Source organism: Streptomyces akebiae (assembly GCF_019599145.1).
Lineage (GTDB): Bacteria > Actinomycetota > Actinomycetes > Streptomycetales > Streptomycetaceae > Streptomyces > Streptomyces akebiae.
The window spans coordinates 2,512,843-2,524,595 of sequence record NZ_CP080647.1 but is presented as its reverse complement, the minus strand read 5'-3'; the positions used below and the strand labels follow the sequence as shown (position 1 = coordinate 2,524,595).

Annotated in this window: 6 protein-coding genes; 1 reads left to right on the top strand and 5 read right to left on the bottom strand. The window is 69.9% G+C overall.

All coding sequences use genetic code 11. The annotated features are described in order from the left end of the window. Positions 1–396: 396 nt before the first annotated feature. The 3 genes from K1J60_RS10935 to K1J60_RS10925 form a co-directional block, all read right to left on the bottom strand. Entirely contained in the window at positions 397–1,926 is a 1,530-nt protein-coding gene (locus tag K1J60_RS10935; RefSeq protein ID WP_220646048.1) for a helix-turn-helix domain-containing protein, read from the bottom strand. A 105-nt stretch (positions 1,927–2,031) separates the two neighbouring features. Beyond that, positions 2,032–2,229 carry a DUF4236 domain-containing protein gene (locus K1J60_RS10930; protein WP_012999948.1) on the bottom strand — a complete coding sequence of 66 codons (198 nt, stop codon included), beginning with the start codon at positions 2,227–2,229 and terminating at the stop codon, positions 2,032–2,034. Positions 2,230–2,329: 100 nt separating this feature from the next. Beyond that, positions 2,330–3,052: a VOC family protein gene (locus K1J60_RS10925; protein ID WP_220646047.1), complete on the bottom strand. Its 723-nt coding sequence runs from the start codon at positions 3,050–3,052 to the stop codon at positions 2,330–2,332. A gap of 341 nt (positions 3,053–3,393) precedes the next feature. Between K1J60_RS10925 and acnA the strand changes: the two genes are divergently transcribed. Then, complete coding sequence (gene acnA / locus K1J60_RS10920) at positions 3,394–6,111, top strand: aconitate hydratase AcnA (RefSeq protein ID WP_317619706.1); 2,718 nt, start codon at positions 3,394–3,396, stop codon at positions 6,109–6,111. A gap of 76 nt (positions 6,112–6,187) precedes the next feature. Here acnA and K1J60_RS10915 read toward each other — a convergent pair whose 3' ends face one another. Together K1J60_RS10915 and K1J60_RS10910 are read right to left on the bottom strand one after the other, a co-directional pair. Beyond that, positions 6,188–7,129: a helix-turn-helix transcriptional regulator gene (locus K1J60_RS10915; protein WP_259407669.1), complete on the bottom strand. Its 942-nt coding sequence runs from the start codon at positions 7,127–7,129 to the stop codon at positions 6,188–6,190. 152 nt (positions 7,130–7,281) lie between these two features. Next, entirely contained in the window at positions 7,282–10,968 is a 3,687-nt protein-coding gene (locus K1J60_RS10910; RefSeq protein ID WP_220646044.1) for a S8 family serine peptidase, read from the bottom strand. Positions 10,969–11,753 lie beyond the last annotated feature (785 nt).

Here is an 11,753-nt window from a genome sequence, read left to right as displayed (position 1 = left end):
CGCGCTCGGTGGGGCGCCGAGTATCCACTGCCGACAGCAGGCAGGAGTGCCTCCTCGACTGCAAGGGGCCGTGGCGCAACGGCGCGAGGACGGGCCTGGATCGCGGGTCGGGCTTCTGGTGCGTGGAACGACAGCATGACTTCGGAAGTCCTTGACCTGCTCGATCGACTTCCGTCGAGGTGCCCCGTCGACGTCCTCCTCGACCTCGGCACATTCCTGCCTGACCGCCCGCGGTGCGGCCAAGGGGGCTTGCGAGCCCTGAGTGCCCTCGTCCCGCTCACCTCGTGGCGCACGTGATCGTGATGGCCGGCGGCTTCCCAGAGGCACCGCCGCATCCACCCCGACCTTTGTATGTACGGGTCGGGGTGGATACAGCAGTGTTCACGCGGAGCTGGGTCAGATGTCCCTGAAGATCTCGATCTGCGCCCCCACAGTGTTGAGGCGCTCCGCGAGGTCCTCGTACCCGCGGTTGATGACGTAGACGTTGCGGAGCACGGACGTGCCCTCGGCGGCCATCATCGCCAGCAGGACGACCACGGCCGGGCGGAGGGCCGGTGGGCACATCATCTCGGCCGCGCGCCAGCGGGTGGGGCCCTCGACCAGGACGCGGTGGGGGTCCAGGAGTTGGAGGCGGCCACCGAGGCGGTTGAGGTCCGTCAGGTAGATCGCCCGGTTGTCGTAGACCCAGTCGTGGATGAGCGTCTGGCCCTGCGCGGCGGCGGCGATGGCCGCGAAGAAGGGGACGTTGTCGATGTTCAGGCCGGGGAACGGCATGGGGTGGATCTTGTCGATGGGCGCCTGGAGTTTCGAGGGACGGACGGTGAGGTCCACCAGGCGCGTACGGCCGTTGTCGGCGACGTACTCCGGTGAGCGGTCGTGGTCGAGCCCCATCTCCTCCAGGACCGCCAGCTCGATCTCCAGGAACTCGATCGGCACCCGGCGGACGGTCAGTTCGGACTCGGTGACGACCGCCGCGGCGAGCAGGCTCATCGCCTCGACCGGGTCCTCGGAGGGGGAGTAGTCGACGTCCACGTCGATGTGCGGCACCCCGTGCACGGTGAGCGTGGTGGTGCCGATGCCCTCCACCCTTACGCCGAGGGCCTCCAGGAAGAAGCAGAGGTCCTGGACCATGTAGTTCGACGAGGCGTTGCGGATGACGGTGACGCCGTCGTGGCGGGCGGCCGCGAGCAGCGCGTTCTCGGTCACGGTGTCCCCGCGCTCGGTCAGCACGATCGGACGGCCGGGGGTGACGGAGCGGTCCACCTCGGCGTGGTACAGCCCCTCGGTGGCCGTGATGTCGAGGCCGAACCGGCGCAGGGCGATCATGTGCGGCTCGATCGTCCGCGTCCCGAGGTCGCAACCGCCCGCGTACGGCAGCTTGAAGTGGTCCATGCGGTGCAGCAGCGGGCCGAGGAACATGATGATCGAGCGGGTGCGGCGCGCCGCCTCCGCGTCGATGGCGTCGAGGTCCACCTCGGCGGGCGGCACGATCTCCAGGTCGACCCCGCCGTTGATCCACCGGGTGCGTACGCCGATGGAGCCGAGCACCTCCAGAAGGCGGTACACCTCCTCGATGCGGGCCACCCGGCGCAGCACTGTGCGCCCCTTGTTCAACAAGGTGGCGCACAGCAGCGCGACACACGCGTTCTTGCTGGTCTTCACGTCGATCGCGCCCGACAGCCGACGTCCGCCGACCACCCGCAGATGCATCGGACCCGCGTAGCCCAGTGAGACGATCTCACTGTCGAGGGCTTCACCGATTCGGGCGATCATCTCAAGGCTGATGTTTTGATTACCGCGCTCGATACGATTCACCGCGCTCTGGCTCGTCCCGAGCGCCTCCGCCAACTGCGACTGTGTCCAGCCACGGTGCTGTCGGGCGTCACGGATGAGCTTGCCGATGCGTTCGAGGTAGTCGTCTGCCATGAGGGAGAGGTTATCTCAGATATGAGATGACGCCTCTTGGGGGGTCCGTTGGGGGTGTGGCACGGGCCCGTTCGGGTGATGGGCGTGATGGCCCGTCAGTCGGGCTCAGTGGCGCCGCGCGTTGCGGGTGCGGCGCCAGCCGAAGGGTCCGGGCAGGTCCATCGAGGTCGTCCGGCGTCCGGTGCTGCTGTGGGTGTGGCGGGGGCCGTTGCGGCCGCCGGTGGTGATGGACCAGGAGCGCTTGTTGATGTTCAGTCGCACACCCGGCAGGATCCGAAAGCTCTTGCGGAACGTGAGCGGCATGTCTGCTTCCTTCCCTTCCCGATGTACGACGGGTACCCCGCTCTTCGGTCCGCATCCCCGCCCGCGGCCGGCAACTGGGCTCTCCCGGGCGGCGATTGCCTCAGCGCGGCGGCAGTACGCAGAACTCGTGGCCGTCGGGGTCGACCAGTACCGCCCAGTCGGCCGGGCCCTGGCCGATGTCGGCGGGGGCCGCGCCGAGGGAGACGAGGCGGTCGATCTCGCTCTGCTGGTCACTGTCGGCGGACGGCACGAGGTCGAAGTGGAGGCGGTACTTCCCGGCCTTCGGGGCCAGCGGCGGACCGCCCCAGGTGATCTTCGTGCCTCCCTGTGGCGACTGGATCGCGGTCTCCTCGTCCTGGTCCCAGACCAGGGGCCAGCCGAGGGCCCGGCTCCAGAAGTACCCGACCTCCTGCGAACCGTCGCTCGCGAGCGCGCCGATGAAGCCGCAGCCGGCGAGGAAGTCGTTGCCCGGCGGGATGACGCAGAACTCGTTGCCTTCGGGGTCGGCGAGGACCACGTGCTTCTCTTCCGGGAGCTGGCCGATGTCGATGTGCCGGCCGCCGAGCTCCAGTGCCCGTTCCACGACCCGCCGCTGGTCGTCGAGGGACGTGCTGGTCAGGTCGAAGTGCATTTGGTTGGGGGCGGTCTTCTTCTCCTGGCTGGGCAGGAAGCGCAGCCGTAGCCCGGTGTCGTCGTTCGGTGCGAGCGCGATGCCCCCGTACGGGTCCTCGGTCGTCTCCCGGTCCAGGACGCCGGCCCAGAAGCGCGCGAGACCGGCGGGGTCGTTCGCGTCGAAGCTGAGCGCGTGGAGGTGGGACGTCATCGCGGGGGATCTCCGATCCGTCGGCACGGCCGAGGACAGGGCTCGGCCCCCGGCCATGAGGAACGGCCATGCTAGGAAGCCCGGGAAACGACCCGCAACGCAATAAGAGGCCCGCGCGCCCGGACTGCCGGAGCGGAGATTGGCGCACGCCACATCGGGCCGGGCATGACCAGCCCGCGCCCATGTACTACTGTTATCTCGACATCGAGATATCTGCCGAGGCGCACTGCGGCCGCCACCCCGGTAAGGGGTACCTAACTTAGCCTTACCTTAGCGGATCGGCCAAGGAGGCGTGGCGGCAGGATGCGGTGGTACGCGCACATGGAATGAAGGAGACTGTCGTGTCGGCGAACAGCTTCGACGCCCGCAGCACGCTGCAGGTGGGCGACGAGTCGTACGAGATCTTCCGGCTGGACAAGGTGGAGGGCTCGGCTCGCCTGCCCTACAGCCTCAAGGTCCTGCTGGAGAACCTGCTCCGCACGGAGGACGGCGCGAACATCACCGCCGACCACATCCGTGCCCTCGGCGGCTGGGACTCGCAGGCCCAGCCCAGCCAGGAGATCCAGTTCACCCCGGCCCGCGTGATCATGCAGGACTTCACGGGTGTGCCCTGTGTCGTGGACCTCGCCACCATGCGTGAGGCCGTGAAGGAGCTCGGCGGCGACCCGGCGAAGGTCAACCCGCTCTCCCCGGCCGAGCTGGTCATCGACCACTCCGTCATCGCCGACAAGTTCGGCACCAACGAGGCCTTCGCGCAGAACGTCGAGCTGGAGTACGGCCGCAACAAGGAGCGCTACCAGTTCCTGCGCTGGGGCCAGACCGCCTTCGACGACTTCAAGGTCGTACCGCCCGGCACCGGCATCGTGCACCAGGTGAACATCGAGCACCTGGCTCGGACCGTCATGGTGCGCAACGGGCAGGCCTACCCCGACACCCTCGTCGGCACCGACTCGCACACCACCATGGTCAACGGCCTCGGCGTCCTCGGCTGGGGCGTCGGCGGCATCGAGGCCGAGGCCGCCATGCTCGGCCAGCCGGTCTCCATGCTCATCCCGCGCGTCGTCGGCTTCAAGCTGACCGGTGAGCTCACCCCCGGCACCACCGCCACCGACCTCGTGCTCACGATCACCGAGATGCTGCGCAAGCACGGTGTCGTCGGCAAGTTCGTCGAGTTCTACGGTGAGGGCGTGGCCGCCACCTCCCTCGCCAACCGCGCCACCATCGGCAACATGTCGCCGGAGTTCGGCTCGACCGCCGCGATCTTCCCGATCGACGGCGAGACCATCAAGTACCTGAAGCTCACGGGCCGCAGCGAGCAGCAGCTCGCGCTCGTCGAGGCCTACGCCAAGGAGCAGGGCCTCTGGCTGGACCCGGCCGCCGAGCCGGACTTCTCCGAGAAGCTGGAGCTGGACCTCGCCACGGTCGTCCCCTCCATCGCTGGCCCGAAGCGCCCGCAGGACCGCATCGTCCTCGCGAACGCCGCCGAGCAGTTCAAGCAGGACGTCCTCAACTACGTCGACAGCGTGGACGAGTCCGGCAAGGAGTCCTTCCCGGCCTCCGACTCCCCGGCCGTCGCCCCGAACGGCGCCCCGTCCAACCCGGTCACCGTGACCGCCCCCGACGGCTCGACGTACGAGATCGACCACGGTGCCGTGACGGTCGCGGCCATCACCTCCTGCACCAACACCTCCAACCCGTACGTCATGGTCGCCGCCGCGCTCGTCGCGAAGAAGGCCGTGGAGAAGGGCCTGACCCGCAAGCCGTGGGTCAAGACCACCCTCGCCCCGGGCTCCAAGGTCGTCACCGACTACTTCGACAAGGCCGGGCTCACCCCGTACCTCGACAAGGTCGGCTTCAACCTCGTCGGCTACGGCTGCACCACCTGCATCGGCAACTCCGGCCCGCTGCCGGAGGAGGTCTCCAAGGCCGTCAACGACCACGACCTCGCGGTCACCTCGGTCCTCTCGGGCAACCGCAACTTCGAGGGCCGGATCAACCCCGACGTCAAGATGAACTACCTGGCCTCCCCGCCGCTGGTCGTCGCGTACGCCCTCGCGGGCTCCATGAAGGTGGACATCACGCGCGACGCCCTCGGCACGGACCAGGAGGGCAAGCCGGTCTTCCTGTCCGACATCTGGCCCTCCGAGGCCGAGGTCAACGACGTCGTGGCCAACGCCATCGGTGAGGACATGTTCAACAAGTCCTACCAGGACGTCTTCGCGGGCGACGCCCAGTGGCAGGCCCTGCCGATCCCCGAGGGCAACACCTTCGAGTGGGACCCGCAGTCGACGTACGTTCGCAAGCCCCCGTACTTCGAGGGCATGACGATGGAGACCACCCCGGTCTCGGACATCGCCGGCGCCCGCGTCCTGGCCAAGCTGGGCGACTCGGTCACCACCGACCACATCTCCCCGGCCGGTGCGATCAAGGCCGACACCCCCGGAGGCAAGTACCTCACGGAGCACGGTGTCGAGCGTCGTGACTTCAACAGCTACGGCTCGCGCCGAGGCAACCACGAGGTCATGATCCGCGGCACGTTCGCCAACATCCGTCTGCGCAACCAGATCGCGCCGGGGACGGAAGGCGGTTACACCCGCGACTTCACCGTCGACGGCGGCCCGGTCTCCTTCATCTACGACGCCTCGCGCAACTACATCGAGCAGGGCATCCCGCTGGTCATCCTGGCCGGCAAGGAGTACGGCTCCGGCTCGTCCCGCGACTGGGCGGCCAAGGGCACGGCCCTCCTCGGCGTCAAGGCCGTCATCGCCGAGTCCTACGAGCGCATCCACCGCTCGAACCTCATCGGCATGGGCGTCCTCCCGCTGCAGTTCCCCGAGGGCGCCTCGGCCCAGTCCCTCGGCCTGAGCGGCGAGGAGACCTTCTCCATCACGGGTGTCACCGAGCTCAACGACGGCACCACGCCCCGCACGGTCAAGGTCACCACCGACAGCGGCGTCGAGTTCGACGCGGTCGTCCGCATCGACACCCCCGGTGAGGCCGACTACTACCGCAACGGCGGCATCATGCAGTACGTGCTGCGCAACCTGATCCGCAACTAAGCGGCCAGGCAGGGCGGTTGAGGGCCGCATCCCCGGTGACGGGGGTGCGGCCCTTCGCATGGCCGCGTCGCGTGCCCTACAGCCAGCCGCGCTGCGCCGCCCGCGCCCCCAGCTGGAAGCGACTGGCCGCGCCGAGCCTGTCCTGCAGCTCGCTCACCCGGCGCCGCAGGGTCCGCAGGCTCACCCCGAGATGGCGGGCCACCGCCTCGTCCTTCATCCCGGCCGCCAGCAGACGGGTCAACGTCCGCTCCCCCTCGGAGAGTTCCCCCTCACCGACCGGCTGACCCAGTGGCGTCGCCTGCTGCCAGGCCAGGTCGAACAGCTTCTGCAGCGCCTCGGTGACCGCCGAGTGCCTGACGACCGCCGCGCAGTAGCCGCCCGCCTCGGACGCGGTCAGCGGCAGCATCGCCCGACGTCCGTCGACCACCAGCAACTTGACCGGCACCGAGGGCAACACCCGGGCCTGCTCGCCGAGTTCGACCATCTTCCAGGCGTGGTGGAGGACGTCCGGATCCTCCAGGGCGGTCGCCGCGTACACCGTGCGATAGGTGATGCCGCGGCTGAGCAGGTCCGACTGGAGGTCCAACTGCGGGGTGCGCGGGGCCAGGTACGGGGGAGTGTCGAAGACACACACCTCCTGCTCGGCACGCGCGTACAGCTCTTCCAGACGGGCCGCGTTGGCCCCCTCGCCGGAGACCACCTCGACCAGCCGGGACGGCTCCTCGCGCAGCAGTCCGGCCTCGTGCGCGGTGGCCATCTCATCGGCGGTGGCGGCCAGCAGTTCGGACTCGGTCTCGCGTCGCCGGATCAGCGCCCGGATCGCCACCCGGGGGTCGACCGCGCGTAACCCGCCCATGGAGTCCGGCGGTTGGAGCAGACCGAGCGCGAGCAGCCGGTCGCAGGAGTCGTGGACCAGGGCCGGGGTGGCACCGGTCAGCAGCGCCCAGCCGGCCGCGCCCGCGTCGGGCTGGTGGAGGATCGACCGGTACACCAGCTCGTCGAAGGCGGAGACCCCCACCGCGGACCAAGGGCTCGCGGCAGGGGTCGGTCTTGCCGTGTCATGTGCTGGGTCATGCGCTGATGCGTGCGCCGTGTCGTGTGCCGTGTTCACCATGTCCGGGCACGGTAGACGAACTCTGTTAACGCCGACGCACAGGTGGCGGGTGGCGCCTACTTCAGGCCGAACGCCCGCAGCACGGTCTGGTCGATCCCGTTGCCGTCGCGGTCGGTGGCCCGCACCCGCAGCGACACCGACTCGGCGCCCGCCGCCGGCTTGAACCGTGCCTCGCCGCTCTTCACCTTCACCTCCTTCCAGGACGTGCCGTCGTCGTAGGAGACCCAGGCCCGCAGGCTGCTCGCCCGCACCCCGCCCAGCTGGTCGGCGACCGGCAGATCGACCTTCAACTCCCGCCCGCTCTTGGCCCGGTTGAGGAGGTCGAGGCCCTTCGGGGCGATGCCGACCGTGAGCAGCGGCAGGGCCGTCTCGGCGGCGGTGTGCGCCGAGGCGAAGGTCCACTCCGTGTGCGTGCTCGTGGAGTACTTGGCCCAGGCCGCCCGGCGCCGCACATCAAGCTCGAAGCGGTACGAGGCCTTGTCCGCCGCCACGTCGAACGTGCCGTAGCCGCCGAGCGTCGAGTCCCCGACCAGCTTCCCGTCCGCGTAGAGCCTGCCCTTGCCGGTGCTGTCGGTGCCGTCGATGTAGCCGTAGTGACCCGGTGTGGAGTCGGTCAGCTCCGCGACGGAGAAGGCGAGTCTGTCGCCGGTGCGGGTGGAGAGGCCGTACTCCTCGCTGGTCCCCGGGCGGACGACCTGGCGCAGCCAGTTCTCGGTGGGTTCCGTGGCCGGTTCGGTGAAGGTCCGCAGCGGGCTCCACTGGCCCCTGAACGTGTTCCAGTTCGGGTAGACGACGTGCCAGGTACGGGTGTCGGGGTCGACGTAGTAGTACTCGTCGCGTTCCGTGCCCAGCTCCATGTAGTGGCTGTTCTCGATGCCGAAGAGCTGCCAGGGGCGGTAGGTGTACAGGGCGTCCGCGCCCATCTCGCCGGCCGTGGCCCCGTGGTAACGGGCCTTCCGCTTCACCGTGTTGGAGCGGTCGAGGTCGTAGGTCTGATCCGCGGAGATGGCGCCGCTCTGGGCGGCGAGCAGGTTGTAGACGTACGGGCTGGCCGGTGTGCCGTCCAGCTTCAGCGTGACCTTCTTGCCGGTCCTCAGCAGGGCGGTGAGCCGGGCACCCTCCTCACCGGTGGCGATCATCAGCGGGACGGTGGTGGCGCGGTCCACGGCCTCGATCCAGAAGCCGGGCGTCTTGCGATACGCGATGAGGTAACCCGCCCCGGCCTTGGTGGCGTTGTCCAGGGCGTTCTGCGCCCGCTCCGTGGCGCCGAGCGCGACCACCGCCACCTTGCCCTTGACGTCGAGCCCCGCGAAGTCGGCCTCGGTACCGCCGCCCGCGTCCACCGCACGGACCTTGTGCTTCCCACTGATCCTCAGGGGGAAGTCCTCGTAGGTCTGCGAGTAGTAGAGCGAGGACAGTTCGGTCTTCTCCGGGCTGGTGAAGCTCGCCGTCAACTCCTTGGCGTACAGCCGGAACTTGGCGGAGAACTCCAGGCTCCCCTCGGTGACCCGCTCGGTCGGCGTCACATAGAGGTGGTCGGTCCAGAAGCCCTGGCTGTAGGTGAGTCCCCAGCCGCCGCCGGGCCCTTCGCGGTGCACATTGGTGCTGAAGCCCTGGAACTCGGAGTCCTGCTTCGTCCTCGGCTTGATCTCCACCGCCTTGCGGGCGTCCAGGACGACCTTGGTGTCGCCGTTCACCTTGATCTCGGGGGCGACGACCACCGAGGTGCCGACGGCGATGCCGCCCGCGTCGCGGTCCGGGATCCAGGTCGAGATGGAGTAGGTGCCGGCCGGGACCTGCCAGGTCCAGCCGGTGCCGAGGAAGCCGTACTGGTCGGGGATGGCGTTGCTCAGTTCCATGAGGGTGTAGATCGACCCGCCGGTGGGCGCCTTGCCGTCCCGGCCCAGGAGGGAGACGGCGAGGTCGTACGTCTTCGGTGCCTTCTCGAAGCCGACGCCCGTGGTGATCCGTACGCCGTCGTCGGCGGTCGCCGTGATGTGGCCCGCGTACCGGCCTTCGGCCTTCTCCGCGGGGTCGACGCCGACCGGGAGCGTGGCGGTGCCCCGCGCGGGCACGGTCAGGGTGCCGTCGACCGGGGTGACCTCGGCGAGCGACGACGAGATCTTCAACTCCACCGCTTTGTCAGTGGTGTTGGTGTAGGTGATGTCCTTGGTGGCGACCCCCGTGTCGCCGTCCTCGAACTTGCCGAAGCTCAGCGTCGGGGTCGCGAACACGTTCTGGCCGACGGCCCGTACGGCGTCGACCCGCCCGTTGCCCTGCTCGAACACGGAGTCGTCGGTGTTCGTCTTCGCCGTGGTGGCCAGGGCTTCCTTGATCTGCCGGCCGGTCCAGTCCGGATGCGCCTGCGCGACCAGCGCCGCCGCGCCCGCGACATGCGGGGTCGCCATCGACGTACCGTTCGCCGCCGTGTAGTGGTCGTCGACCGGCGCCCCCATGGAGGTGCCGGCGGCACGCGCCGCGATGATGCCCACGCCCGGCGCGGTGATCTCCGGCTTGACCGCGAAGTCACCGGGACGCGGGCCGCGTCCGGAGAACGGGGCCAGCCGGTCCGACTTGTCGACCGCGCCCACGGTGAGCGCCGAGTCGGCGATGCCCGGGGTGCCCACGGTCTGCTCGCCGGGGCCCGCGTTGCCCGACGCGATCACGAAGAGGGCGCCGGTGGACGCGGACAACTCGTCGACGGTCTCACTGAGCACGTCGGAGGGGCCGGTCGCGGTGCCGCCCAGCGACATGGAGACGATCTTCGCGCCGGAGTTCGCGGCCCACTCCATGCCCGCGATGATCCAGGAGGACTGGCCCCGGCCGTCGTTGCCCAGCACCTTGCCGACCAGCAGCTCCGCGCCCGGCGCCACGCCCTTGCGCAGGCCGTCCGAGGCCGCGCCCGAGCCGGCGATCGTGGCCGCCACATGGGTGCCGTGGCCGTGACCGTCCTGCACCGACTGCTCCGGCACGAACGTCCGGGACTCGCCGAGCCTGCCCGCGAGATCCGGGTGCCCGGTGTCCACGCCCGTGTCCAGGACCGCGACCTTCACGCCCTTGCCGTCGTGACCCGACCGCCACACCTCGGGTGCGCCGATCTGCGGGACGCTCGTCTCCAGGGACACCTTCACCTGGGCGTCCAGCCAGAGCTTGTCGATGCCCTCGCCGAGTTGCCGCGCGGCCTTCGTGGTGGGTTCGGTGCCGAGGGCGGGGGCGATGTCCGCCCAGAACGCGGTCGACTTCTCCGCGCTCAGCGCCGCGCCGTCGATCCCGGGCAACGCCCGCGTGCGCCGGGCGCCTTCGGGCGTCGCACCGCCCTTCGCGTAGGTCGCGATCAGAGGGGTGGCGCCGGTCCTGTCGTCGCCGTACCCCTGCTTCACCAGCCGGGTGACGTTGAACAGTGCCGGGTCGAGGCGGCCCGCCCGTACCAGCGGGACGGCGTCCGTCGGCAGGACGCTGACCTCGCCGTCCCGTTCGCTGGACAGGAACGTGGCGGCCTCCCGGCCCGCGCCGCGCCGTACGTCGACGGCGTACTTGCCGTCCGGTCCGGCGGTGAGCGAGACGGTGTCGCCGGTGATGAGGGTGACAGTCCGGGTGGCGGGGGCACTTGAGGTGGCGGGGGCACTTGAGGTGTCGGTGCTCGCGCCGGGTGCGGTGCCGGGGCCGGCCGTCGCGGGCGTGATCGCCGCCGCGAGCAGACCGGCCGCTCCCGCCACGGCACCGAGGGCATGGAGTCTTCGCATGGGTGGTGCGTCCTCCCCTGAATTCGCTGATGAACGCTTCCGGCCCGATGGGCGGAAGCCAGTGATCAGAGTGGGCGGCGCGCCAAGAGAGGCTCAAGGGGTTCCTGTGGCCGGTCCGTGCCAACGCCCTCATCGGTCAGGGAAGTTGGCGGTCCCGTACGTCTGCGTCTGCGTGCGGGGTACCGTCCGCACCCGACGACCAGGTCGCACGGCTCCGGCTCAGCCGGAACACAGGCTTCCCCCAGGCAAGAGGGACAGATCAGGACATGGCTGGTCCGGCCGGTCCGCCCCTTCCGGCCCGTCGGATTCGTCGTATCCGTCGTATCCGTCGGTTCCGGTGTGACCGTCGGCCTACTCTGACCCGATGGTGGGGGAACACGACTTCGGTGCGCGGTTGCGGCGGCTGCTCGATCGCCGGAGGCTGCACCCGACGTCCCTGTCCCGTCTCGCCGACGTCCCCGAGCCCGAACTGACGGCTGTGCTCCGGGCCCACCAGACCCCGACGCCACCCCTCCTGCGGCGGCTCGCACCCGCCCTCGGCCTGCACACGGCGGACGTTTTCGCGATCGCGGGCGCCGACCTCCCCGAAGACCTCGCTCCACTGGACGCGACGGCCGGGCGTGACGTCCCTCGTGTCATCCGGGAGGCCGCCGGTCTCCCGCCGGAGCACAGGGGCACCCTGCGCCGATTCGTCGCGTCCCTGCCCCAGGCACAGCGGACGCGGCCCGTCCCGGACACCCCTCCGGGCCGCCGCTACCCCCCCGGGGCCCGGCGCCCTCCTCATG